This window comes from Pseudazoarcus sp. NS36 (assembly GCF_059703705.1).
In genome coordinates, this window is sequence record NZ_BAAKJA010000006.1 from 168,224 (window position 1) to 191,404 (window position 23,181).

General features: G+C 63.2%; 24 protein-coding genes. 21 read left to right on the forward strand and 3 right to left on the reverse strand.

The genetic code is table 11. The annotated features are described in order from the left end of the window. Positions 1–24: 24 nt before the first annotated feature. The 18 genes from trpE to msrA all read left to right on the forward strand — a co-directional run bounded on the left by trpE (position 25) and on the right by msrA (position 18,271). Positions 25–1,512, forward strand: a complete 1,488-nt coding sequence (gene trpE, locus AC6H0R_RS11085) for an anthranilate synthase component I (RefSeq protein WP_497581430.1) — start codon at positions 25–27, stop codon at positions 1,510–1,512. Positions 1,513–1,514: 2 nt separating this feature from the next. Then, positions 1,515–2,918 (forward strand): aspartate aminotransferase family protein, encoded by a 1,404-nt coding sequence (locus AC6H0R_RS11090; protein WP_497581431.1) that lies wholly within the window; start codon positions 1,515–1,517, stop codon positions 2,916–2,918. Beyond that, a complete protein-coding gene (locus tag AC6H0R_RS11095) occupies positions 2,915–3,733 on the forward strand; it encodes a beta-keto acid cleavage family enzyme (protein ID WP_497581432.1) in 819 nt (272 codons plus the stop codon). The genes AC6H0R_RS11090 and AC6H0R_RS11095 overlap by 4 nt, the downstream gene beginning before the upstream one ends. A gap of 20 nt (positions 3,734–3,753) precedes the next feature. Continuing rightward, complete coding sequence (locus tag AC6H0R_RS11100; RefSeq protein WP_497581433.1) at positions 3,754–4,560, forward strand: hypothetical protein; 807 nt, start codon at positions 3,754–3,756, stop codon at positions 4,558–4,560. Further along, positions 4,557–5,774, forward strand: a complete 1,218-nt coding sequence (locus AC6H0R_RS11105) for a hypothetical protein (RefSeq protein WP_497581434.1) — start codon at positions 4,557–4,559, stop codon at positions 5,772–5,774. The genes AC6H0R_RS11100 and AC6H0R_RS11105 overlap by 4 nt, the downstream gene beginning before the upstream one ends. A 284-nt stretch (positions 5,775–6,058) precedes the next feature. Further along, a complete protein-coding gene (locus AC6H0R_RS11110) occupies positions 6,059–7,267 on the forward strand; it encodes a tyrosine-type recombinase/integrase (RefSeq protein WP_497581435.1) in 1,209 nt (402 codons plus the stop codon). Next, positions 7,255–7,599: a hypothetical protein gene (locus AC6H0R_RS11115; RefSeq protein WP_483189941.1), complete on the forward strand. Its 345-nt coding sequence runs from the start codon at positions 7,255–7,257 to the stop codon at positions 7,597–7,599. Before AC6H0R_RS11110 ends, AC6H0R_RS11115 begins: the two co-directional genes overlap by 13 nt. A 97-nt stretch (positions 7,600–7,696) precedes the next feature. Then, entirely contained in the window at positions 7,697–7,903 is a 207-nt protein-coding gene (locus AC6H0R_RS11120) for a helix-turn-helix transcriptional regulator (protein ID WP_058487603.1), read from the forward strand. A 13-nt stretch (positions 7,904–7,916) separates the two neighbouring features. After that, positions 7,917–9,338, forward strand: coding sequence for an AAA family ATPase (locus AC6H0R_RS11125; RefSeq protein WP_497581436.1), 1,422 nt, complete (start codon positions 7,917–7,919; stop codon positions 9,336–9,338). A 64-nt stretch (positions 9,339–9,402) separates the two neighbouring features. Further along, positions 9,403–9,864, forward strand: a complete 462-nt coding sequence (locus AC6H0R_RS11130; protein WP_497581437.1) for a hypothetical protein — start codon at positions 9,403–9,405, stop codon at positions 9,862–9,864. Continuing rightward, on the forward strand, positions 9,854–10,141 hold the full coding sequence (locus tag AC6H0R_RS11135) for a hypothetical protein (RefSeq protein ID WP_211163661.1): 288 nt from the start codon (positions 9,854–9,856) through the stop codon (positions 10,139–10,141). The genes AC6H0R_RS11130 and AC6H0R_RS11135 overlap by 11 nt, the downstream gene beginning before the upstream one ends. Continuing rightward, positions 10,141–10,587 carry a hypothetical protein gene (locus AC6H0R_RS11140; RefSeq protein WP_497581438.1) on the forward strand — a complete coding sequence of 149 codons (447 nt, stop codon included), beginning with the start codon at positions 10,141–10,143 and terminating at the stop codon, positions 10,585–10,587. Before AC6H0R_RS11135 ends, AC6H0R_RS11140 begins: the two co-directional genes overlap by 1 nt. 68 nt (positions 10,588–10,655) lie before the next feature. Next, a complete protein-coding gene (locus AC6H0R_RS11145) occupies positions 10,656–11,375 on the forward strand; it encodes a hypothetical protein (RefSeq protein ID WP_497581439.1) in 720 nt (239 codons plus the stop codon). A 244-nt stretch (positions 11,376–11,619) separates the two neighbouring features. Next, positions 11,620–12,195 carry an aminodeoxychorismate/anthranilate synthase component II gene (locus AC6H0R_RS11150; RefSeq protein ID WP_497581440.1) on the forward strand — a complete coding sequence of 192 codons (576 nt, stop codon included), beginning with the start codon at positions 11,620–11,622 and terminating at the stop codon, positions 12,193–12,195. Between the two features lie 20 nt (positions 12,196–12,215). Beyond that, positions 12,216–13,256 (forward strand): anthranilate phosphoribosyltransferase, encoded by a 1,041-nt coding sequence (trpD, locus tag AC6H0R_RS11155; protein ID WP_497581441.1) that lies wholly within the window; start codon positions 12,216–12,218, stop codon positions 13,254–13,256. Then, positions 13,253–14,050: an indole-3-glycerol phosphate synthase TrpC gene (gene trpC, locus AC6H0R_RS11160; protein ID WP_497581442.1), complete on the forward strand. Its 798-nt coding sequence runs from the start codon at positions 13,253–13,255 to the stop codon at positions 14,048–14,050. Before trpD ends, trpC begins: the two co-directional genes overlap by 4 nt. After that, positions 14,047–17,694, forward strand: a complete 3,648-nt coding sequence (locus AC6H0R_RS11165; RefSeq protein WP_497581443.1) for a translocation/assembly module TamB domain-containing protein — start codon at positions 14,047–14,049, stop codon at positions 17,692–17,694. The genes trpC and AC6H0R_RS11165 overlap by 4 nt, the downstream gene beginning before the upstream one ends. Positions 17,695–17,719: 25 nt before the next feature. Next, complete coding sequence (gene msrA, locus AC6H0R_RS11170; protein ID WP_497581444.1) at positions 17,720–18,271, forward strand: peptide-methionine (S)-S-oxide reductase MsrA; 552 nt, start codon at positions 17,720–17,722, stop codon at positions 18,269–18,271. Between the two features lie 7 nt (positions 18,272–18,278). Here msrA and recQ read toward each other — a convergent pair whose 3' ends face one another. Next, positions 18,279–20,099: a DNA helicase RecQ gene (gene recQ / locus AC6H0R_RS11175; protein WP_497581445.1), complete on the reverse strand. Its 1,821-nt coding sequence runs from the start codon at positions 20,097–20,099 to the stop codon at positions 18,279–18,281. Between the two features lie 125 nt (positions 20,100–20,224). Here recQ and AC6H0R_RS11180 point away from each other — a divergent pair, with 125 nt between their 5' ends. Beyond that, positions 20,225–20,503 carry a hypothetical protein gene (locus AC6H0R_RS11180; protein WP_497581446.1) on the forward strand — a complete coding sequence of 93 codons (279 nt, stop codon included), beginning with the start codon at positions 20,225–20,227 and terminating at the stop codon, positions 20,501–20,503. Positions 20,504–20,539: 36 nt separating this feature from the next. Here the strand turns inward: AC6H0R_RS11180 and rfaE2 are convergent, their stop codons facing one another. Together rfaE2 and AC6H0R_RS11190 are read right to left on the reverse strand one after the other, a co-directional pair. Then, positions 20,540–21,025 (reverse strand): D-glycero-beta-D-manno-heptose 1-phosphate adenylyltransferase, encoded by a 486-nt coding sequence (gene rfaE2, locus AC6H0R_RS11185; RefSeq protein WP_497581447.1) that lies wholly within the window; start codon positions 21,023–21,025, stop codon positions 20,540–20,542. A gap of 63 nt (positions 21,026–21,088) precedes the next feature. After that, entirely contained in the window at positions 21,089–22,018 is a 930-nt protein-coding gene (locus tag AC6H0R_RS11190; protein WP_497581448.1) for a MerR family transcriptional regulator, read from the reverse strand. A gap of 80 nt (positions 22,019–22,098) precedes the next feature. On the opposite strand from AC6H0R_RS11190, the gene AC6H0R_RS11195 reads away from it, so the two are divergent. Next, positions 22,099–22,341 (forward strand): hypothetical protein, encoded by a 243-nt coding sequence (locus AC6H0R_RS11195; protein ID WP_497581449.1) that lies wholly within the window; start codon positions 22,099–22,101, stop codon positions 22,339–22,341. Between the two features lie 27 nt (positions 22,342–22,368). Continuing rightward, a complete protein-coding gene (gene folE2 / locus AC6H0R_RS11200) occupies positions 22,369–23,169 on the forward strand; it encodes a GTP cyclohydrolase FolE2 (protein WP_497581450.1) in 801 nt (266 codons plus the stop codon). Positions 23,170–23,181 lie beyond the last annotated feature (12 nt).

Below are 23,181 nucleotides of genomic sequence, written 5' to 3' on the forward strand. Positions count from 1 at the left end.
TACCAACGTGCTTGTGGAGTCCCCATGCTTGAGCAGGAATTCAACCGTCTCGCCACCGAGGGTTACAACCGTATCCCGGTCACGCTCGAGACCTTCGCCGACCTCGACACGCCGCTGTCGATCTATCTGAAACTGGCCAACGCGCCGCGTACCTACCTGCTCGAATCCGTGCAGGGTGGCGAGCGTTTCGGGCGCTACTCCATCATCGGCCTGGCCGCCAACACGCGCATCGAGGTGCGCGAGAACGCCGTCAAGGTCATCGATGGCGAAACCGTCGTCGAGGCCTTGGAAAGCCGCGATCCGCTGGCCTTCATCACCGACTTCATGTCCGCCATCCGCGTGCCCCCGCGTGACGGCCTGCCGCGATTCGCCGGCGGCCTGGTGGGCTGTTTCGGCTACGACACGGTGCGCTACATCGAGCCGCGTCTGGGCCCGTGCCGTGCGCCGGATGCGCTCGGTACGCCGGACATCGTGCTGCTGCTGTCCGAGGAAATCGCCATCGTCGACAACCTCTCCGGCAAGCTGACGCTGGTTGTGTACGCCGATCCCACGGTGCAAGGGGCCTATGCGGCCGCGCAGGCCCGCCTGGGGCAACTCATCACGCAACTGCGTGAGCCGGTGGCGATTCCGGCCGACGCGCGGGGCGAATCCGCGCCGGCGGTGTCGAGCTTCGGCGAGGAGGGCTTCAAGGACGCCGTGCGCCGAGCCAAGCAGTACATCGTTGATGGCGACATCATGCAGGTCGTGCTGTCGCAGCGCATGAGCAAGCCCTTTGCCGCCAGTCCGCTGGCGCTGTACCGCGCGATCCGCTCGCTCAATCCGTCGCCCTACATGTTCTATTTCGACTTCGGTGACTTCCATGTCGTCGGCGCCTCGCCCGAGATCCTCGTGCGGCTCGATGACGAAACGGGAGATCGTCGCGTCACCGTCCGTCCCATCGCCGGCACACGCAAGCGTGGAGCCACGCCCGAGCAGGATCTGGCGCTGGAGCGCGAACTGCTGTCCGACCAGAAGGAGCTCGCCGAGCACCTGCAACTGTTGGACCTGGGCCGCAACGACGCCGGCCGCGTGGCCGAGATCGGCACGGTCAAGGTCACCGAAAGCTTCACCATCGAGCGCTATTCGCACGTGATGCACATCGTCTCCAACGTCGAAGGTCGTCTGAAAGCGGGGCTGGATGCGATGGCCGTGCTGCGCGCAACCTTCCCGGCCGGTACGGTGTCCGGCGCACCCAAGGTGCGCGCGATGGAGATCATCGACGAGATGGAGCCGGTCAAACGCGGCATCTATTCCGGGTCGGTCGGCTATCTGGGCTTTCATGGCGAGATGGATATCGCCATTGCCATCCGTACCGCAGTGGTCAAGGACGGCAACATCCACGTACAGGCGGGAGCCGGCATCGTTGCCGATTCCGACCCCGATGCCGAATGGCAGGAAACGCAGAGCAAGGCGCGCGCCATGCTCAGGGCGGCCGAAATGGCCGAGGCGGGACTCGATACACGGACGGACTGATCATGGTTGAACCGGCACAACGCAGACGCAAGAGCGCTTCCTTCGAGCCGGAGGTGAATGACGACACCCACGTCTTCTACCGCAACCCGTTCAGCTACTACCCGACGGTGGTGCGCGGCGACGGCGCTTACCTCTTCGACGAGCATGGCAAACGCTATCTCGACGCCTGTGGCGGGGCGGTGGTGTCCTCGCTCGGTCATTCCGTGCCGGAAGTCGTCGCGGCCATGAAGGCGCAGCTCGACCACGTCGAATTTGCCCACACCAGCCAGTTCACCAACCCTGCGCAGGAAGAGCTTGCCAAGATGCTCACCGACCGCGCGCCGGGCGGGCTCAACCACGCGTATTTCGTCTCCGGCGGCTCGGAAGCAGTCGAATCGGCGATGAAGCTCGCGCGCGCCTACTGGGTGCAGATGGGCCGTCCTGACAAGTGGATGGTGATCGGCCGCGACCAGAGCTACCACGGCAACACCCTGGGCGCGCTGGCGGCCGGCGGCAACCGCTGGAGACGGGCGATCTACGAACCGATGCTGTTCAAGGCACCGCGCGTCGCGCCCTGTTTCTGCTACCGCTGTCCGTTCGGCAAGGAGCCCGATTCGTGTGCCATCGAGTGCGCCGAGGATCTGGAGCGCGCCATCCTCGAAGCCGGTCCCGAGAAGGTCGCGGCCTTCATCGCCGAACCCGTGGTCGGCGCCACGGCGGGCGCGGTGGTACCGCATCCGGACTACTTCCGTCGTGTGCGCGAGATCTGCGACAAGTACGACGTGCTGTTCATCGCCGACGAGGTCATGACCGGCCTGGGCCGTTGCGGCTCGTGGTATGCGATCCGTCAGTTCGGTGTAGTACCGGACATGCTGTGCCTCGCAAAGGGTCTGGCCGCGGGCTTCGTGCCGATCGGCGCGACGCTCGTGCACGACCGCATCGTCGACACCTTCAGCAGCCGACGTCACATCTTCCAGCACGGCCATACCTACATGGGGCACCCGCTGGCGGCCGCGGCCGGCGTGGCGGTGATCAAGTACATCGACGAGCACAAGCTGATCGATCGCAGCCGCCGTCTTGGCGACGAACTGCTGGAGCGTCTGCGCGAGGCGCTGGGTGAGCACCCCAACGTCGGTGACATCCGTGGTCGTGGCCTGTTCGTCGGCATCGAATTCGTTGCGGACCGCGACAGCAAGACACCCTTCGAGCCCGAACTGGCCTTCCACCGCGTGCTGCGCGAGACCGCCTTCCGCAAGGGCCTGGTGATCTACCCGATGGGCGGTACGCTCGACGGCAGACGTGGCGATCACACCCTGATCGCACCGCCTTTCGTCATTACTCGGGCGCAGATCGGCCGGCTGGTTGAGTTGCTGGTGCAGTCCATCAACGCCACCGTGGCACAGCTCTTACCGAAGGCGGGGGCATGAGCGTGCCGCTCTCGATCACCGTCGCGCCCAACGGTGCGCGTCGCGGCAAGGCCGACCACCTTGCCATCCCGCTGACGCCCGCCGAGATCGCCGCCGAAGCGCGCGCCTGCCGCGAGGCCGGTGCCGCCATCCTGCATCTGCACGTGCGCGATGCGAACGCCCGTCACAGCCTCGATACCGGCCTCTACCGCGAGGCCATCGCGGCCGTGCGCGAGACCTGCGATCTGGTCATCCAGCCCACCACCGAACGTGTCGGCGTTTTCGCGCCGGCGGACATGATGCGCGTCGGGCGCGAACTCACGCCCGAGATGATGTCGTTGAACCTCACCGAGTTGTGTGGCGACGGTTCGGATGCGGAAGCCGCTGCTGCGTGCGATTTCCTCGCAGAACTGCACGCGGGCGGCACAGTGCCGCAGTACATCGTCTACAACCACGCCGAGCTCGCAACCCTGCGTGACTGGCACGCGCGCGGCTGGTTGCCGCAGGCGCAACCCTTCCTGTTGCTGGTGCTGGGGCGTTACAGCGGCAGCGTCAGCCGTCCGGCCGACATCCTCGGCTACCTGCCGGAATTGCCCGAAGCCTGGTCGTGGGGGCTGTGCGCCTTCGGTCCGCCTGAACTGGCCTGCAACGTGCAGGCCGCGCTGGCGGGCGGCCATTGCCGCGTCGGCTTCGAGAACAACATCGTTTCCGCGCACGGCCAGCCGCTTGCGGACAATGCCGAACAGGTCGGGCGTCTGGCCGGAGTGCTCGATACGCTCGGCGTCGCCGTGGCTACACCGGATGAAGTCCGGCGCGCTTTCGGTTGCGTCGTGTGAGCCAGTTGCATGTGCACGTCGTGACTGAAACGGACGGGCCGTTGCCGCGCCGCAGTCTGCTGGGGCATTGGGTGCGGGCCTGGGTGGAGCGTGGCGTACGCGTAACGATTGGCCCAACTGCGCAGCTTGAGGCAGACATCGGCATCATGCATGTCGATCTGACCCGCGTTCCGCTCGAATGCATCCCGCCCAACCCGCAGGGCAGGCCTTTGCTCAACGGAGGCGTGCGGGATATCTCCAAGAAGCGCATCAGCAGCAACCTGCTCACAGCGGGGTGCAACTACCGCGGCCCGGTGATCGTCAAGACGGACGCCAACTGTTTCGGGTCCCGCGAGTTCTCTCAACTGTCGCGCTTTGATTCACGCCGCATGCGGCGCAAGTTGGCCAGGTATCTGCCCTGGCAGGCCATGCGCGAGCTCCCTGGCGGTACCTACCCCGTGCTCGACAGTCTGAGTGCTGTGCCGGCGTGGGTCTGGGAGCGCGACGATCTGGTGGTCGAGCGGTTTCTGCCGGAAATCGAGGATGGGGCTTATGTGCTGCGTTCATGGCTGTTTTTTGGTGATCGCGACTATGTCGTGAAGCTCTATGGCTCGGACCCCATCGTGAAGGCAGGCAAGGTGATCCGCCACGAGATCCTCGATGTGGTGCCCGAGTCGTTGCGCGTGCTGCGCGCCGAGATGGGCATGGATCTCGGTAAATTCGATTACGTCGAAGTCGACGGTCAGGCCGTTCTGATCGACGCCAACAAGACGCCGACTGCCGCCAGTAGCATGCCTCGACCGCTCTTGATGTCGGTTGGTGATGCGCTGTTCGGATACGTCGAATGACGGGGAGCAGGTTGGCTCCTTTGCAGCCGTCAATGTCGCTCTCGGATATTTTCCCTGCGCGTACGGCGCTGTCGCTGAAGACCTGCGCGAGTACCCTGCGCTGGGTGGAGCGGTATGACGCATTCCGTGTCGACGCTGTGACTGGTTCGGTTCTGTCCATGCGCGGCAGTCTGCCCGTGGTCTGCCACGAGAACACCTATTTGCCTTCGATCCGCGAGGTTCTGGTTCTGGCGGGTGTCCCGCAGGCGCCGGGCGTGCTGACCTACCGCAGCGAGGAGGATGCCGCGGCGCAGGTCGCGGCGCTGTCGCGCCAAGGGTATCGCTTTGCCTATTCCTATCCTCCGGCTCCGCGGGTTATCGGGCAATGTGAAGTGGTGCTCCCGGTCACGCTCTACGATTGGCTCAACGACAAGAGCAACATCGGACATTTCTGTGATCCCGAGTGGTTGCCCGCCAGTGTCCATATCCCGCCGCAGCGGGTCGACGATCTGGAAACGGTTCTGCCGGGGAGAGGCGTGTTCGTGAAGCTGTGCCACCCAGGTGTCAGCGGAGGTGGTTCGGATGTTCGCTACTGCGCGGATCAGGAAGCGCGCAGCGCTTTCAGGGCATGGCTGGAGACGCGTCCGAATGACTGGAGCGTGCTGCGTGTCGAGGAAGAGATTGATCTGCGCGACTGCTGGTGCGTCAACATCGGTGTAAGCGAAACGGCCGAGCATTATCTGGGTGCCGCTTCGCAGCTGTTCTCGGAGCCTGCGCGTCAGTCCGGCAGTTTGATTGATCCGGCGAGTCAGCCCTCGGTGCAGACACGCGAGATGGCACTGGAGATCGGGCGGCGCGCACGACGTGCTGGCTTCGTGGGCGTGTGTGGTTTCGACATCGGTGAGACCCGGCAGGGCAGGCCGTATGTGTTCGATCTCAATTTTCGCCTGGTCGCGTGCACCGAGCAGGTGCTGTACCACGAGGCCGTCACCCGACGCATTGGAGCGCGGGTTTCGCGCTCCTGGGGAGTCGTGCTGTCGCAGCCGATCGGACCAGCGCTCGAGCGACTCGGTGTGCATATCGAAAGCGGCCGTTTCGTGCCGTTCAGGTTGTACGAACGAACCGGGCATGAAGGCGATCGCACTCGGATAGGAGGTGCTTTGGCCGGCAATGATGCGGATGAGCTAGCCGAACTGGCGACCGATCTGTCTGCATTGGTCGCCGACCAGGTCTGAGAGCGCCCGAATGTTTTTGTGACCGACGAACTGCGCGACAATACGGCCTATCGAAAGCGTCAGGCGTATCCGTCCGCGCAGCCCCTGTTTCATGGAGCCAACCAGCCATGCTGCTGATGATCGATAACTAGCATCGGCATCCAGTGAAATCCAAAGTTGTCCGATACCCAAGGTAAAGCCTAGTAAATACGGGGATTTACGGCCAACAGTAACCGTCATTGTCCATTGTCATCCGGGAAAATTGCGGGTATCTTAGCGGGTATCGAAACACGGATACCCGCATTATGTCCTTAACCGACGCCAAAATTCGCAACACGAAGCCCGCAGACAAGCCGCAGAAGCTGGCGGACGGCGGCGGGCTGTACCTTGAAGTTCGCCCGACCGGCGCGAAGTTGTGGCGCTACCGCTACCGCATCGCGGGCAAAGAAAACGTCTTTGCCGTCGGCGAGTACCCGACCATCGGCCTATCGGACGCACGCGACGAACACCGCAAGGCGCGGGCATTGGTCGAACAAGGCATCCACCCTTCCCACAATCGACAGGCCGAACGGCTGGCGAACGTCACGGCGAACGCAAACACCTTCGAAGCCGTCGCGCGGGAGTGGATAGCGAAGAAGTCGGCAGGATGGACGCCGTACTATCTGCGGCAGGTTGAACGCTTCATGGCCGCCGACGTGTTCCCCTATGTGGGCAAGCTACCGATTCGCAGCGTCACGGCGGCGCACTTGCTCGAAATCATCCGTCGCATTGAAGGCCGGGGCGCTGAAACCGTCGCCTTGTTGGTGCGGCAATGGTCTTCGGCCATCTTCCGCTATGCCGTCGCAACGCTTCGCGCCGACAGCGACCCCGCCGCAGCCTTGAAGGGCGCGATTCATCGCCCGAAGGTCGAACACCGCAAGCCGCTTTCGCGCGAACAAATCGGCGACTTTGCGAAGGCGCTAGACGAATACGGCGGGTATCGAACAACCGTTATCGCGCTGCGGCTGATGTTGCTTACCTTCGTTCGTACCGTCGAACTTCGCAAAGCCGAATGGTCGGAATTCGACCTAGACCGGGCCGAATGGCGGATACCCGCAGAACGAATGAAGATGCGCGAACCGCACGTAGTCCCGCTGTCGAAACAGGCCGTCGAACTGCTGCGCGAATTGCATACCCACACGGGCGGGCGCGGAATCCTGTTCCCGAACTACCGCAACCCGAAAGAGTGCATGACCGCTACCACGTTGAACCGGGCGCTTGAACGTATGGGCTTCAACGGTAAAGACAGCATCGGGTTTTCCGCGCACGGCTTCCGCGCTACCGCTTCGACCATCCTTAACGAAATGGGCTACCGGCCCGACGTGATCGAACGCCAGTTGGCACACGCCGAACGCAACAAGGTTCGCGCCAGCTACAACCAAGCGCAGTACATGGAAGACCGCCGAAACATGATGCAGGAATGGGCGGATATGGTCGGCGAAATGACCGCAGGGGGTGCGCAATGCCAAGGCTAAAACGCGAACCGCTGGAACAGGCGGCGGAACCTTTCCTAGACGCACTTAGCGGCGACTGGCGGCGCGTTGCCGACATGATCGAAAGCGGCGAACCGCTGTCGAAGCCGATTCGCAAAATGATTGCCGAACACTTGCGCGGCAACAGCCCGCCGCCAGTTCGGCGGAAGCGTTCGCAGCAACGGCAGGAAGCCGCAATCTGCTATCGCGTATTCGAACACATGGAAAAGGGGTTGTCGAAGTACGCCGCTATCAAAGCGGTTGAAAACGAAGACCCGTCGTTGAACGAAGAAACGATTAAGAACTATCTTCGCAATTGGAAAAAAGGCTTGTGATTCAGTAGGGTTAAGTTCGCGCATGAACTAACCCTTAATGGCCTAACTTGGCCGACCTAGGATTGCCCCATACCGCAACGGACGGGAGCAATCCACAATGAACCAACTTCCTGAAACTGGCTTTCTGCGCTTGCCGCAGATTATCGGCGACCCCGCCAAGGGTTTGCCGCCCCTTATCCCGGTCAAGAAATCGACTTGGTGGCAGGGCGTCAAAACCGGGCGCTTCCCGCAGCCGGTCAAGCTTGGCCCGCGCGTTACCGCGTGGCGTGTCGAAGACATACGCGCCCTGATTGCATCGGCTTGAAGGGGGTTCGCTAGTGTCTGCCCACAATTCCGCACCAGACTTCGGCTTTACGTCGTCGCCTGCCGAAGAACTGGCAGCGATGCGCGGGATTCTGTCGCACCTTGCCCCGAAGAAAGAAGATGACGTGCGGATGGTTGCCGCAGCGTTGAAGACGCACGGCCCGAAGTTCGAAGAACTCTTTTTTGAATGGGCTACGCCGTTCGGGCGCTACAAAGCAAAAGGCTTGTGGGCAAAGGTGAAGGCCGACCCCGACGCGATGACGGAAGTTATCGAACGGCAGGTAGCAGCCCTAAGCAAGAAACAGCGTTTCAGCCCGCTACCCGTCGAAGCCTTGGAAGCAATGCCGCCGCAGCAATGGCGAATCAAGGGCGTATTTCCAATCGAAGGGCTGGCCGTTGTTTATGGCGCTTCGACCGCTGGCAAGTCGTTTCTGTCGCTCGAAATGGCCGCTTCCATCGGCGACGGGTTGCCGTTCTTCGAACACGCCACAAAGCCCGCTGCCGTGCTGTATGTCGGCCTTGAAGGTGAAGGCGGCTACCGGGGCCGGGTTGTCGCGTGGCAACGCCACCACGGGCGCGCCATACCCGATAGCGTGCGGTTCCTGCTGCAACCGTTCCGCCTTACCGACGCGCAGGACGTGGCAGACCTTGCCGCCGTCTGTCCGCCCGGCTGCGTCGTGTTTATCGACACGCTGAACAGGGCCGCGCCGGGTATGGACGAAAACAGCAGTCGCGATATGGGCGCAGTGATCGAAGGCGCGAAGACGCTTCAACGTTTGATCGGCGGGCTTGTCGTTCTTGTTGCCCACACTGGCAAAGATTCGGCGAAGGGGCTTCGCGGGCATTCAAGCCTGTTTGCCGCGCTAGATGCCGCCGTTCTGGTGAATCGTGACGACAGCGCCCGAAGCTGGAAGGTCGATAAGGCGAAGGACGGGCGCGACGGCGAAACGCATTACTTCCGCCTTAACGTCGTTGAAATCGGAATAGACGAAGACGGCGACGCGATTACGTCTTGTGTCGTTGTGCCGGAAGAAGCGCCCACAAGTCCGGGGGCCAAGCCGTTGAACGCCATTCAGAAACTTGCGATGGAATCGTTCCGCGAAGCCTGCCGAAGTAACGGAAGCGTCGATGCTGGCGGGAACTTCCTTGGCATCAACCGCGAAGCATGGCGGCCCGTGTTCTACCGCTTGCACGTCGAAGCGCCAAGCGACGAAGCCCGCCGTAAGGCATTCGAGCGCGTGCGGAAAGAGTTGGTCGAACGCGGCGAACTTGTCGAAGAAAACAACGTGTATCGCCTTGGTGGTCTGGCCGGAAAGTTGGCCGAAGCCTGCATAGCAAAGGTGATTCAGCAGACCGGACAACCGGACGGACAGCGGACACAACGCGACACGTCCGGGGCTGCAACTACCCGGACAGACAGGACAGCAGCCCTTTAGGGCTGTCCTATGTCCGGTTGCAGTGTCCGGCTTGGAATGTGGGCAAACAGTTAAAGGTGATCGTATGAACTTCGAATTTGAACCAAGCGCAGAATTTGTTAGCGAAGTCGAAAAGGCTTTGGCCGCAGTAGCGCGCGAACGCGGCGACATAGTGACACTGAAAAAGCAATTCGCGGCAAACCTGTACTTCGAACGCAAGAGCGTATTTGACCCGCAGATAGCGGCATACAACGCGGCGCGGAAGATTTACCCGTATGACGTAACGACGAAGGTTGCGACGTTCATTGCGGTTAAGTGGCCGAACGATCCAATCGTAGCGGCTGAAATTATCGCCCTTGATGAAGGGTACGCAAGCGGCGACACCATCGTTACCAAGTCGCAATTTTTCGACTTCGTTTGCCGCTGCATCGAAGACATAAGCAAAGGCCGCATGGCGAAAGAAAGACAGCAAACCATCGTCGAACTGGCGACGCTTCTTTGCCAAGTTCAAGGCTGGAAATTTGAGGAACAGACCCATGAAAAATAGTACCGATTTGCACGCCGACGGCTGGCAAGGCCGCGTCACTGTTGAAGATGACGTGGAACCCCCCATGCCCAAGCAATACGCCCGCGCCAAGCTGGCGACTTCGACCGACGTAAGCCGGGAGCTTGCCAAGCTGTACCGCGAAGCCCGTAGCGGTCGAATCGACGTTGCCGACGCTTCGCGCCTTGCCAACATGCTTTCGATTCTGTCGCGCATCCTGTCGGACAGCGAACTAGAAGCGCGCATCGAAGCCTTGGAACAACGCGGGGGCTTGCACTGATGGCACGCATCGGACTTAAAGCCCGGCTGTCGAAGCTGGAAAAGCAACGCCGCAAGCCGTCGCCGAACCGGGTTCTTCACTACAACCCCGCCGACCTTGCAGGCGGCCCCGTAAGCGCCGATTTGCCCGTTCGGGTGGTTGGGTATTGGCGGGCGGGCGAAAACCCCGCCAGCGGGCCGCTACGCGCGTTTGCGGGCCGGTTTGCCCTTATGCCCGACTTCGGTTCGGCTGCGGAATGGGAAGCGGCGGCAGAACGGCAGCAAAAGGAACTGTTGGCAACGGCCCGCAGCCGCACCAACGAACCGGCGACCGAAGCGCCCGATGTTGTGGGCACCATCGCCGAAGACGTACCCGCACCGACGCGCAAAGGCGAAAAGGGCGCGCGTTTCGTTGAACTGGCAGACGGTCGCACCTTCGACCGCACAACCGGCGAATTCGTCGAATAGGGGGCCGATGACGCGAACCGTTCAGGCGTCGGCGCATTCCGCGTCGCAACCTTCGAAGGAATTTCACCATGAACCAAACGACCAACGCCGCAGCCCCGGCATACACGAACAGCCTTGTACAGACGCCGCAAGCAAGCGGCTTTCTTGAACTGGCCGCAACCGAAACGGGCCGAAAAGCCTTCCTTGGCGACCCCGAAAAGTTCGACAGTGACGTAGGGCCGGACATTCTGAACGCACAAATCGCGCTGCGGGATGGCGTCGAAACCATCGCCCGACTGTTGAAGGACGAAACCCGCAACGAAGTTCAGCGGCACGAAGTCGCGGGCGTTGTTGCCGCGCGCACCGTGGAAGCCTTGGAAAAGTCGAAAGCCGCAATCGAACGCCGGGCCGAACTGCTGTACAGCGACGGCGTAGCGCAGGCCGAACGGGAGTTTTCGCCCCGTGCCAGCCATGCCGCGCTTGAAAGCGAAATTCGCACGTACATTCGGGAGCTTGCGAACAAGGCCGACGGCCCTTCGAAGATTCGTGCGGCCATGCTCGAAAGCAAGGACGTTGCCGCCGTTATCTTCCATTCGCCCGGCTTCCTTGTGGGCATCAACCCCGAAACGCATTCGAAGCTTCGTTTCGAAGCGACCGAAAAATGGTTGCCCGACGCTTACAAGCGCATGACTAGCAGCATTGCGCTTTCCGAACTTGCGCCGAAGTTCGCCAAGGCTGCGAACAGTGTTCGAAACAGCTTCTACAACCCCACACTTGCCGCGAAGGCTTCGACCCGCGTTCAGTTCTAACCGAACCCCAGTGCCATGGGACTTTTGCCCGGCCTTCGTGCCGGGTTTTTTTTCGTCCGACTTCGGCGGGGTTCGGTAGCTTGACTGTTTATACGAAAGGCGATACGTGCGAAAATGCCCTGTTTAGTGCGGGCGCTTCCAGATCATCGGCCTAGGGTATCGAAAAAATTTGCGGGTATCCAAGCGGGTATCAAGCCCTAAAGAATGGCTGAAAGCCCAATAGAATCAAGAGGATACACGCGATATGCTGTTGATGATCGACAACTACGACAGCTTCACCTACAACCTCGTGCAGTACTTTGGCGAACTCGGTGCCGATGTGCGCGTGTTCCGCAATGACGAGATCGATGTGGCCGGCATTGCGCAGCTCGCGCCGGATCAGCTGGTGATCTCGCCGGGGCCGTGCTCGCCGGCTGAGGCCGGCATCTCGGTGGCGGCGATCCGCGAGTTTGCGGGCAAGATTCCACTGCTGGGCGTGTGCCTGGGGCATCAGAGCATCGGGGCGGCGTTTGGCGGCAAGATCGTGCATGCCAAGAAGCTCATGCATGGCAAGACTTCGCCTGTGCATCACAACAATGTGGGTGTGTTCCGCGGTCTGCCCAATCCGCTGACCTGCACGCGCTATCACTCGCTGGCGATCGAGCGCGAGAGTTTGCCCGACTGCCTGGAGATCACGGCGTGGACCGACGACGGCGAGATCATGGGGGTGCGCCACAAGACGCTGGCGGTGGAAGGCGTGCAGTTCCACCCCGAGTCGATTCTGACCGATAGCGGTCACGGACTGCTCAAGAATTTTCTGGACGAACACGTCCCGGCCTGATTGCTTGAAGGACTGAAACCATGACGATCACCGCGCAGGAAGCCCTGCAACGCACCATCGATCACCGCGAGATCTTCTTTGACGAGATGCTGTCGCTGATGCGGCAGATCATGGCTGGCGAGATCTCGCCGGTGATGACGGCCGCCATCCTGACCGGCCTGCGCGTCAAGAAGGAAACCATTGGCGAGATCACCGCTGCTGCCACCGTGATGCGCGAGATGTCGACCAAGGTGGTCGTGCCGCCGCCGCATGATCATTTTCTTGATGTGGTCGGTACCGGCGGGGATGGCTCGCAGACCTTCAATATCTCTACCGCGACGATCTTCGTCGCTGCTGCGGCCGGCGCGCGGGTAGCCAAGCATGGCGGGCGCAGCGTGTCGTCCAAGTCCGGCGCGGCCGACGTGCTCGAAGCGCTGGGCGCCAATCTGGCGCTGTCGCCCGAGCAGGTTGCGGCCTGCGTGGAGGAGGTCGGCGTGGGCTTCATGTTTGCGCCCAACCACCACAGCGCGATGAAGAACGTCGCACCCGTGCGCCGCGAGATGGGCGTACGCACGATCTTCAACATCCTCGGCCCGCTGACCAACCCGGCCGGCGCGCCGAATACGCTGATGGGCGTGTTCCACGCCGATCTGGTCGGCATCCAGGTGCGTGTGATGCAGCGTCTGGGCGCCAATCACGTGCTGGTCGTGCATGGTCTGGACGGCATGGACGAGGTCAGCCTTGGTGCCTCGACCCGCGTGGGTGAGCTGAAGAACGGTGAAGTCACCGAGTACGAGATCCACCCCGAGGACTTCGGGCTGGCAATGGCCGGCACGCGCAACCTGCAGGTTGCGGACGCAGACGCTTCGCGCGAGATGCTGCTCGGTGCGCTGGAGAACCGCGAAGGTCCGGCGCGCGAGATCGTTGTTTTCAATGCTGGCGTGGCGCTGTACACCGCCAACCTGGTGCCTGACATCGGCGCGGGCATCGCCCGTGCGCGCGAGGTGCTGGCCAGTGGCGCGGCACGCGCCAAGCTCGACGCCTTCGTGCGTTTCACCCAATCCTGCAAGGCTCCCGCATGAGCGACATCCTCGAACGCATCCTGTCCAAAAAACGCGAGGAGGTTGCCCACGGCAAAGCCCTGGTGTCGCTGGCCGAGCAGCGCCGTCTGGCCGAAGTTGCGACGCCGGTACGTGGTTTTGTGGCCGCAATGCGCGCAAAGATTGCTGCGGGCGATTCCGCGGTGATCGCCGAGATCAAGAAGGCCAGCCCCTCCAAGGGCGTGATCCGCGCCGATTTCCGTCCGGCCGAGATCGCCGCGAGCTACGAAGCGGCCGGTGCGGCCTGCCTGTCGGTGCTGACCGACCGCGACTTCTTCCAAGGCGCGCCGGAATACTTGCAGGCCGCGCGTGCGGCCTGCGCGCTGCCGGTGCTGCGCAAGGATTTTCTCGTTGATGTGTGGCAGGTGTACGAGGCGCGCGCAATGGGCGCGGACGCCATCCTGCTTATCGCGGCCGCGCTGAGTCTGGCCGAAATGCAGGAGTTTGAAGCCGTTGCGCATGAGCTGGGCATGGGCGTGCTGGTCGAAGTGCACAACGCTGCGGAACTCGAACAGGCCTTGCAGTTGTCCACTCCCCTCATCGGCATCAACAACCGCAACCTGCGCACCTTCGACGTGAGCCTCACTACTACACTCGATCTGCTCGACCGCATCCCGGACGGTCGCATTGTCGTCACCGAATCCGGCATTCTTGCGCCGGCTGACGTGGCGCACATGCGCTCGCATGATGTGCATGCCTTCCTCGTGGGCGAGGCCTTCATGCGCGCACCCGATCCCGGCGCGGCGCTGCGTGCGCTGTTCGGCCGGGGAGAATGACGGCCGGCCCGAACCCAAACACCTCTGGTGGCCTGCGACGCATTGTTCTGGCGGCGCTCGCCGCTCTGGTCGTCCTGCCATTGCTGTTTGCCGGTTGGCTGCTGACCACTGAATCCGGTGCGCGCCTGGCGTTTGACCTTGCGCGGCGCGTGAGTGGTGTCAGTCTGGTTGCGGAGGGACTGTCCGGTCGGCTGATCGGGCCGCTGGCCGTCGATTCCCTGCGTGTCGAAACCCCGGATCTGCGCCTTGAGGCCGTTTCGCTTGAGCTCGACTGGCAGCCGCTGAGCTTGCTTGGCGGTCGCCTGCGCATTGACGGGCTCAAGCTCGACACGCTGCGTGTCGCCACTCGTCCGTCGGTGGACGAGACGGCTGAACCGCCACAGATGCCTCAGATTTCGTTGCCGTTTCTGGTCGACGCCGAGTTGGCGCTCGGACGCGTCCTGATCGAAGCCTGGAGCGATGACGGTACTGCGCCGCTGGCCTTCTCCGACCTTCGTGCCAGCCTTTCCGGCGAGGAGGGTGTTCAAGCGATTGACGCACTGCAACTGACTTCGCCGTGGGGCGAGGCGAGCTTGCGCGGCCGCTTCGATACCGGCGTCTTCCCGCACGGGGTGGTCGCCGACGGCACGGCGCGGGCCGTGCTCGATGAGCGCGAGTTCATCCTGTCGTACGGCATCGCGGGCGATCTGTCGCGGCTTGAGGTGCGTGCCGAAGGGGCAGGTGAGCTGCTTTCCGGCGAGATTCAGGCGCAGATCGCGCCGTTCGAAGCCTGGCCATTATTGGGCGCGCGGCTGGCCTTGCAGGGAGTTGATCCTGCGGCCTTCGTGGCAGGCGCTCCGGCGGCGCAGCTTGCCATCGACAGCACGCTGACGACCGTTGCGGACGGCGTGCTCGAAGGCGATGTCGTGGTGAGCAACGCTCGGCCGCTGCGCGTGGACGAGGGCGGTCTGCCGTTTGATTCGTTGAGCGCCCGTGTGCGCGCATCGCTGCAACAAGTCTCCCTGAGCGCTGTGGATGTGGCCCTGGTTGGTGGCGGTCGACTGGCGGGTGAAGCGGAGCTTCTCCTGCCGGCCGGACTGCAAGCGCTGTCCGGCTCTGCCACGGTGGTCGCATCGGGCATTAACCCGTCCAGCCTGCATGCCTTGGCACCGCAAGGGAGCGTGGGCATGGATGTGCAGGCGGCTTTCACCGATCCGGATCAGCTTCAACTGGATTTCAAGCTTGCTGAAGGTCAGCTGTTGGATCTGGCGCTGGGTGGTGAGGGGCGCTTGCGCATTGACGGCATGCGTGTGCCCGAAGCCGATCTGCGCCTTGCGCTGGGGGGCAGCAAGCTGAGCGCGCAGGGTGCATGGGGCGCGCCGGGTGATGTGATGGACCTGAAGCTGGTGGCCCGCCGACTCGATCGCCTCGGCATGGGGCTGGCTGGCCGTGCGGATCTGGATGCGCGCCTGAGCGGCACGCTGGAGGCGCCGGCCGGGCGCTTCCAGTTGCGCGGCGATGCGCTGCGGCTGCCTGACGGGATCGGCATCGAGCGCATTACGGCCTCGGGCGTTGCGGAGACCGGCATCGACGGGCCGGTCGAGCTGAGTATTGAGCTTGCCGGGTTGGGTAGCGGCGACGCGCGCTGGGTGGAGCGCCTGGATGCGTCGGTCCGCGGTACGCGGCTCGCGCATGTGTTTGATCTGGATGTTTCCACGCCAGAAGGCGACCGCTTGCGGCTCGGCCTGGAGGGTGGGCAGCCGGATGACAGCACGCTGGCCTGGAACGGCATGCTGCAGGACCTGCAGATCGAAGGGCGCCTGCCGCTGCAGCTGGAGGCCCCGGTTGCTCTGAATCTGTCACCTGAGCGCGCCGAGCTTGCGCCGGCGCGTCTGCAGGCTGGCGAGGCAGGCCGCGTGGTGCTCGACGAAACCGTGTGGTCTCCCGGTATGACCCGCTTGGTCGGCCATCTCACCGGCCTGGCCGTGATCGAACCGGGTCCGCGCGGCCGACGCGGGCCCGGCCCGCTGACCTTGGGTGCCGAATGGGAGCTTGAGCTGGCCGAGCAGGCAGACGGCCGGCTGCGGGTGTTTCGCGAATCCGGTGATATCGCGATTCCCGGTGAGCTGAGCGCGCGCATCGGTCTCGAGCATCTGGAAGCGGTGGTTGTTGCCTCCGGAGAGCGGCTGGCAGCGTCACTCGATGCGCGCGGCAGCGAAATGGGCACCGTCAGCGGTTCGGCTACCGCGCTGTTGGCGCGTGATGACGTGACTGGATGGGGGGTGGCGCAGGACGCCGATCTGCTCGGTTCGGTGCGCTTCGACATGCCGTCCATCGCCTGGCTGTCGCGTCTGATGCAGCAGGAAACGGTGCTGGACGGCGCCTTGCGTGCCGAGTTCTCGGTTACGGGTACGCCGGCAGAGCCCGTCGCCACCGGCCGTATCAGCGGCGACGGGCTGTCGATGGTGCTGGTTGAGCACGGCGTGCAGTTGTCCGGCGGCGAACTGCTGGCCGAGTTTGATCGCAACCGCTTGTATCTGCGCAAACTCGATTTTGTTTCGCCCAATCGGGTGCGTCCCGCAGAACGGCGTATTCCGTTCGACGCACTGACGCGTGAGCCAGGCCGCCTGACGTCTTCCGGCGAGATTGCCCTGGAAACCGGCGAAGGGAGCTTCAGTTTCGAGGCCGACCGCCTGCCCATCCTGCAGCGCAACGACCGCTGGCTGATCATGTCCGGCTCGGGCTCGGCTGTCAGTACCTGGACCTCGCTCGACATTGAGGCTTATTTCCGGGCGGATGCCGGCTACATCGAGTTTGCCGAGTCGCCCCCGCCCAGCCTGTCGGATGATGTCGTGATCCTCGGTACCGAGGAAGAGGCGGGTGGCGCGGGTCTCAAACTCAGCGCCGCTGTGACGGTTTCGATGGGTGACGCGCTGTATCTGAGCGCACTCGGGCTGGATACGCGACTGACGGGTGACCTGCAGTTGCAGATGCGTCCCGGAGACGCACTGTCGGCCACCGGCAGTATCGCAACCGCCGGTGGCATTTATCGCGGCTATGGTCAGAACCTGGTGATCGAGCGCGGAGTGATCAATTTCCAGGGGGCGCTCGATAACCCGGGCTTGAACGTGGTGGCCTTGCGCAAAGGGCTTGCGGTGGAGGCCGGTGTGGCCGTGACCGGCAGTGCTCGACGCCCGCAGGTGCGGCTGGTGTCCCAGCCGGACGTGCCGGATGCTGAAAAGCTATCGTGGATCGTGCTGGGGCGTGCCCCCACGGCGGGCGGCGGCGCTGATCTGAGCCTGTTGTTGCCCGCTGCGCAGGCCTTGCTGGGTGGCCCCGGAGGGGGCATGACGGAGCAGCTCTCGCGCAGCCTGGGTCTCGACGAATTCGGCATCGGCCAGTCGGCTGCCGGCGTCGGGCGGGTGCAGACCAGTCGCGTGGTGGGCAGCGGTACCACGGTGACCGGCGAGGGCGAGTTGAGCGGGCAGGTGCTGACGCTGGGCAAGCGTCTGGGCGAAGACCTGAGCGTATCCTTTGAACAGAGTCTGAGCGGCGCAGAGAGTCTGGTGCTGCTGACCTACCGGCTCACACGCCGCTTTTCGGTCGTGGCGCGCGGCGGCAGCGACAACGCAGCCGATATCTATTACACAATCAGTTTCCGCTGAACCGCGGAGCAACAGGGAGAGCGCAATGACCGATGCAGCGACAGGTGGTCGCACCGAAACCGCCATTCTGGGCGGCGGTTGTTTCTGGTGCACCGAGGCGGTGTTCAACGAGGTCGAGGGGGTGCTGAAGGTCGAACCCGGCTATTGCGGCGGCGCGATTGATCACCCGACGTACAAGCAGATCTGCGGCGGCGACACCGGCCATGCCGAGGTCGTGCGCGTCAGCTTCGACCCCGAAGTGGTGTCATTCCGCGACCTGCTCGAAATCTTCTTCGCCACGCATGATCCGACCACGCTGAACTACCAGGGTAACGACTTCGGTACCCAGTACCGTTCGGCGATCTTCCCCACCAGCGAGGAGCAGTTGCACGACGCGGCGGCCTTGATGGCGGATCTGGAGGATGCCTTTCCCGCGCCCATCGTGACGAAGATCGAACTGCCCGCGCCGTTCTGGCCGGCTGAGGACTATCACTTCAGCTTCTACGCCAACAACCCCGGGCAGCCGTATTGTCAGGCAGTGGTGGCGCCCAAGCTGGCCAAGTTCCGCGCGAAGTTCGCCGCGCGTCGCAAGAAGTAAGCTGCACTCAAACGGTCGCTTCGACGAGTTCGAGAATCGCGCTGCCGTAGGCTTCCAGCTTGCGGTCGCCGATGCCTGAAATGGCGCCCAGTTCGCTCAGCGAGGCGGGGCGCGCAATCGCGATCTCTCGCAGCGTGGAGTCCTGGAAGATCACATAGGCCGGCACGTTGCGCTCGCGTGCGGTCTCCATGCGCCAGGCGCGCAATTGGTCAAACAGGGTTTGCGGCACGCCGTCCGGGATGTCGAGCACGCGACGGCGATGGCTGCGTGCGCGCTTCTTCTCGGGCGGGATGCGCAGCTCGAAGCCGGCCTCGCCGCGTAACAGCGGGCGTGCTTCGTCGGTCAGGATCAGCGCGTTGTGGCGGTCGTGGTCCACGGCCAGCAGACCGCGCGCGACAAGCTGGCGGAACAGCGTACGCCAAGTCTTTTCGTCCATTTCAGCACCGATACCGAAGGTACTGACTTCGTGGTGTTGCCATTCACCGACCTTGTCGGTGCGCTCACCGCGCAGCACGTCAATCATGTGGCCGGCACCAAAGCGCTGTCCGGTGCGATACACGCAGGAAAGTGCCTTGCGTGCGGATTCGGTGGCGTCCCAGGTGCGGGGCGGGGACAGGCAGTTGTCGCAGTTGCCGCAGGGGCCGGAATCTTCGCCGAAGTGGGACAGCAGATGCTGGCGCCGGCAGGCGACGGTTTCGACCAATCCGACCAGTGCGTCGAGCCGCGCGCGGGCGCGGCGTTTGAAGTCCTCGGCGCCTTCGGATTCGTCGATCATGCGGCGTTGCTGCACGACATCCTGTGCGCCCCAGGCCATCCACACTTCGGCCGACAGGCCATCACGGCCGGCCCGGCCGGTTTCCTGATAGTAGCCCTCGATCGAGCGGGGCAGGTCGAGGTGTGCGACAAAGCGCACGTCGGGCTTGTCCACGCCCATGCCGAAGGCAATGGTGGCCACCATGACGATGCCGTCTTCGCGCAGGAAGCGGGTCTGGTTGGCCGAGCGGATGTCGTTGCCGAGCCCCGCGTGATACGGCAGGGCGTTGATGCCTTGCTCGACCAGCCAGGTGGCGGTTTCCTCGACCTTGCGACGCGACAGGCAATACACGATGCCGGATTCACCCAGATGATCGCTGCGGATGAAGGCGAGCAACTGGTTGCGCGGATTGTCCTTGTCGTCGATGCGGTAGCGGATGTTCGGCCGGTCGAAGCTGGATACGAAGCGGCGCGCAGACTGCAGCTGCAGGCGGGTGACGATTTCCTCGCGCGTTTCCGGGTCCGCTGTAGCGGTCAGTGCAACTCGCGGCACGCCCGGAAAGCGCTCATGCAGTACCGACAGTTGCAGGTATTCGGGGCGGAAGTCATGCCCCCATTGCGACACGCAGTGGGCTTCGTCGATGGCGAACAGCGCGATCCGGCCTTCGGCATGCATGCGCTCGAAGGTACCCAGCATGCGGCCGGTGAGCAGACGTTCAGGTGCGACGTAAAGCAGATCGAGCTCACCGGCCAGCAGCTGACGGCCGACGGCATTCATCTCGTCGAGTGACTGACTGGAGTTCAGATACGCCGCCGCCACGCCGGCTTCGCACAGCGCGCTGACCTGGTCTTGCATCAGTGCAATTAACGGCGAAATGACGATGGCGGTGCCGGGTCGGACCAGCGCCGGAATCTGGTAGCACAGCGACTTGCCGCCGCCGGTCGGCATCAGGACGAGCGCGTCACCGCCGTCTGAGACATGTTCGATGATGGCCTGTTGCGGCCCACGAAAGGCCGTGAAGCCGAAGACGTGTTCAAGGATGTGGAGCGGGGAGGGGGATGAGCTGCTTGCCATGATGGCAGGCATTTTACGCGCATCGTGAGATTGCACCGCTACGCTTGTGTGCAGTCCTTGACGGTGGGGGGGCGCATGGCCGATAGTGCCATGTAAGTAGTTGCCATTTACCCAAGAGTCATAGAATGGATTCCAAGCGAACAACCGACACCACCGACCTGTATTCCGCCTACCCGCATCTTTCGCGCATCGATGAAATGTGGGGGACCGCCCAATGCAGGAAGCTGCTGCTCGAATTGCTCAGCGATTCGCGCGACGGCGCGCGCAAGGGCTTCGAGCCAGAGCACGCCTCGACGATCTTCCGTCTGCTCAACGAGCATGATGAGCAGTTCGATCACCTGGACAATCCGGACACCATCACTTGGTGGCAGGATAATCCGGGCGGGAAGGCAGGCCCGCGCTGAAGCGGGTGGCAGACCGAGTCGGAATTCAGGGCCGCGTCATGCGGCCCTGATTTTTTTCAGCAAGGCGGTGGTCGAGCGCTCGTGCTCAAACGGGATCGAATGCACCGCGCCTCCCCAGCCGATGACTTCGGGTGCCCCGACGATGTCGGCCGGCGCCCAGTCGCCACCCTTGACCAGCACTTCCGGACGCAGTTCGAGAATGCGCTGGATCGGGGTGTCCTCGTCGAACCAGGTCACCAGGTCGACGCATTCCAGTGAAGCCATCAGGGCCATGCGGTCTTCGAGGGTGTTGATCGGGCGATCGTCACCTTTGCCGAGGCGACGCACCGAGGCGTCCGTATTCAGCGCCACTGTCAATGCGCCGCCGAGCGCGCGGGCGCGGGCGAGGTAGGTGACGTGACCTCGATGCAGGATGTCGAAACAGCCGTTGGTGAACACCATGGGGCGGGGCAGGGCCGCGCCGCGTGTGGCAAGTTCCTGGGGCGGACAGAATTTACGCTCGAAGTCAGGGCTGGCGGGCATGGGTTTCACATCGCAGTGGGCTGGCCGGCAGTGTAGCGCCTGCGCTGGATGTGAGGATACCGCTCAGTGCACGCCGCCCTTGCTGCTGGCACGCCATTCCTGCAGGGCGACGACAGCGTCATCGAGCGAGTCGACGATGCGAATGCCCGGCAGGCTGGGAGGCCGCGTGGCCAGTGCCGCGCCGCCGGCCCACAGCGAAATGGTGGACGGCAGCTGCTGGCGCAGCAACTTGAGGCCGTCAACCGCCTGGCGCAGCGGAAAGGCGCTGCTGAACGACAGCGCGACGATGTCGAAGCGCCCCTCGATGGCGGCCTTGCTGATGTCCCCGGGCGGAGTCTGGGTGCCCAGCGACACGCAACTGGCGCCTTCAGGTACCAGCATGGCTTCCACCATCAGAATGCCGAGCCCGTGCTGTTCGTCGGGGAAGGTCGTCAGCAGCACGCGCGGTCTTGATGAGGCGTCCGGCAGTGAGCTGATGGCGTTGCGCAGCAGATTCTTGACCTGTTCCGAGTACAGGTGCTCTTCGGGCACATCCACTTCACCACGCATCCAGGCCTGACCGATCGCAACGTTGAGTGTGCTCACGGTCTCGGCGACGAAGCGCTGCAAGCCTTGCTTGAGCAGCATCTGCTGCATCGTTGCCCGTAGTTCCTGGTTGCGGTGCAGCCGCACGAGCTGAAGAAAAGCCGTTTCGTCTACGGAGCTCGATGTGACTTCAGGTCGCACTGCATTCTGATCGAGTTGCGACAGCAGTTCATCGGTGGTGGCCCGGATCAGCGCGGCCGGACGACGGCCCTGATCAAGCAGGCGACGGATGACACGAAGCTTCTCGACATCTGCGCTGCTGTAGAGCCGATTGCCGTGCTCATCGCGGGTAGGTGTCGGGAAGCTGTATCGGCGCTCCCACACGCGCAGGGTGTCCTTGGCCAGCCCTGTGTCACGTTCGACCGCGGCGATGTTGAGCAGTACTTCTTTAGGCGCTTCTTTTTCCATTTTGTCCTGGACAAACGCTTGACTTGAAGCATCGACGGCTCTATCTTAGGGCTGCGTACCACTTTTGTCTAGGACAAAAAATGAACACCACCAAAGCAATAAACCGCTCCTCGATGCTGCTGGTCGCCTCAATGGTGCTGGCTGCCAGCGTTTTCTGGTGGGAGGGTGAAGTGCGGGCCGAGGCGCGCACCGCCCCGGTCATCAAGCCTGATCCCGCTCCGAGTGTACAGGACAAAAAACCGAGCATGGATCTGGATACCAAGATCTTCCTGCACCGCAACGCCCTCATCGTGACGGCCGTTCCCGTGCCGCAATTCGCCTGACCGGCACTTACCAAGAGGTCTCTCGCCATGAACGCTCCTGATCGCGCCTTTCTTCCCGACGTTCAGTCCAGCCCCGACCATCGTGCGCTGGCCATCCAGCGGGTCGGTGTGCGCGGCCTGCGCTACCCGCTGTGCGTGCGCTCGGCCTCCGGCAAAGCGGTGCATACCGTGGCGACGTTGGAGATGACGGTCGGGCTGGCGCCGGACGTTAAGGGCACGCACATGTCGCGCTTTGTGGAGATTCTGGAAAGCGAGCGGGGTGAACTGACGCAGGCAGAGCTGCGCCGCATCATGCGCGACATGCTGACGCGGCTGGAGGCTCAAAGCGGACGCCTGGAGCTACGCTTTCCGTATTTCATCGAGAAGCTGGCGCCGGTGTCGGGTGTGGCAAGCCTGCTGGATGTCGATGTGGCGTGGATCGCCGAAGTGGCGCAGGATGGTGAGGTGGCCGTGACGCTGCAGGTGGCTGCGCCGGTCACCAGTCTCTGCCCGTGCTCCAAGAAAATTTCCGACTACGGCGCGCACAACCAGCGCTCGCGTATCACCATTACCGCTGCGCTTCTCGACGACATGGACATCGAAGAGCTGGTGCGTATCGCCGAAGAAGAGGCTTCCTGCGAAGTCTTCGGGCTGCTCAAGCGGCCGGACGAGAAGTGGGTGACCGAGCGCGCCTACGACAACCCCAAATTCGTCGAAGACCTGGTGCGTGACATCGCGCTGCGCATGTCGGCGGACAAGCGCGTCGAACACTGGACGGTCGAGTCCGAGAATTTTGAATCCATCCACAACCATTCTGCGTATGCCCTGATTGAGGGACGCAACGCCTGATCGTTGCCCGCA

What these genes read in the sequence shown, in the direction of transcription:
- trpE (WP_497581430.1), top strand. Translation starts at nt 25, where the DNA reads ATGCTTGAGCAGGAATTCAACCGTCTCGCCACCGAGGGTTACAACCGT.
- AC6H0R_RS11090 (WP_497581431.1), top strand. Translation starts at nt 1,515, where the DNA reads ATGGTTGAACCGGCACAACGCAGACGCAAGAGCGCTTCCTTCGAGCCG.
- AC6H0R_RS11095 (WP_497581432.1), top strand. Translation starts at nt 2,915, where the DNA reads ATGAGCGTGCCGCTCTCGATCACCGTCGCGCCCAACGGTGCGCGTCGC.
- AC6H0R_RS11105 (WP_497581434.1), top strand. Translation starts at nt 4,557, where the DNA reads ATGACGGGGAGCAGGTTGGCTCCTTTGCAGCCGTCAATGTCGCTCTCG.
- AC6H0R_RS11110 (WP_497581435.1), top strand. Translation starts at nt 6,059, where the DNA reads ATGTCCTTAACCGACGCCAAAATTCGCAACACGAAGCCCGCAGACAAG.
- AC6H0R_RS11115 (WP_483189941.1), top strand. Translation starts at nt 7,255, where the DNA reads ATGCCAAGGCTAAAACGCGAACCGCTGGAACAGGCGGCGGAACCTTTC.
- AC6H0R_RS11120 (WP_058487603.1), top strand. Translation starts at nt 7,697, where the DNA reads ATGAACCAACTTCCTGAAACTGGCTTTCTGCGCTTGCCGCAGATTATC.
- AC6H0R_RS11130 (WP_497581437.1), top strand. Translation starts at nt 9,403, where the DNA reads ATGAACTTCGAATTTGAACCAAGCGCAGAATTTGTTAGCGAAGTCGAA.
- AC6H0R_RS11135 (WP_211163661.1), top strand. Translation starts at nt 9,854, where the DNA reads ATGAAAAATAGTACCGATTTGCACGCCGACGGCTGGCAAGGCCGCGTC.
- AC6H0R_RS11140 (WP_497581438.1), top strand. Translation starts at nt 10,141, where the DNA reads ATGGCACGCATCGGACTTAAAGCCCGGCTGTCGAAGCTGGAAAAGCAA.
- AC6H0R_RS11145 (WP_497581439.1), top strand. Translation starts at nt 10,656, where the DNA reads ATGAACCAAACGACCAACGCCGCAGCCCCGGCATACACGAACAGCCTT.
- AC6H0R_RS11150 (WP_497581440.1), top strand. Translation starts at nt 11,620, where the DNA reads ATGCTGTTGATGATCGACAACTACGACAGCTTCACCTACAACCTCGTG.
- trpD (WP_497581441.1), top strand. Translation starts at nt 12,216, where the DNA reads ATGACGATCACCGCGCAGGAAGCCCTGCAACGCACCATCGATCACCGC.
- trpC (WP_497581442.1), top strand. Translation starts at nt 13,253, where the DNA reads ATGAGCGACATCCTCGAACGCATCCTGTCCAAAAAACGCGAGGAGGTT.
- AC6H0R_RS11165 (WP_497581443.1), top strand. Translation starts at nt 14,047, where the DNA reads ATGACGGCCGGCCCGAACCCAAACACCTCTGGTGGCCTGCGACGCATT.
- msrA (WP_497581444.1), top strand. Translation starts at nt 17,720, where the DNA reads ATGACCGATGCAGCGACAGGTGGTCGCACCGAAACCGCCATTCTGGGC.
- recQ (WP_497581445.1), bottom strand. Translation starts at nt 20,099, where the DNA reads ATGGCAAGCAGCTCATCCCCCTCCCCGCTCCACATCCTTGAACACGTC.
- AC6H0R_RS11180 (WP_497581446.1), top strand. Translation starts at nt 20,225, where the DNA reads ATGGATTCCAAGCGAACAACCGACACCACCGACCTGTATTCCGCCTAC.
- rfaE2 (WP_497581447.1), bottom strand. Translation starts at nt 21,025, where the DNA reads ATGCCCGCCAGCCCTGACTTCGAGCGTAAATTCTGTCCGCCCCAGGAA.
- AC6H0R_RS11190 (WP_497581448.1), bottom strand. Translation starts at nt 22,018, where the DNA reads ATGGAAAAAGAAGCGCCTAAAGAAGTACTGCTCAACATCGCCGCGGTC.
- AC6H0R_RS11195 (WP_497581449.1), top strand. Translation starts at nt 22,099, where the DNA reads ATGAACACCACCAAAGCAATAAACCGCTCCTCGATGCTGCTGGTCGCC.
- folE2 (WP_497581450.1), top strand. Translation starts at nt 22,369, where the DNA reads ATGAACGCTCCTGATCGCGCCTTTCTTCCCGACGTTCAGTCCAGCCCC.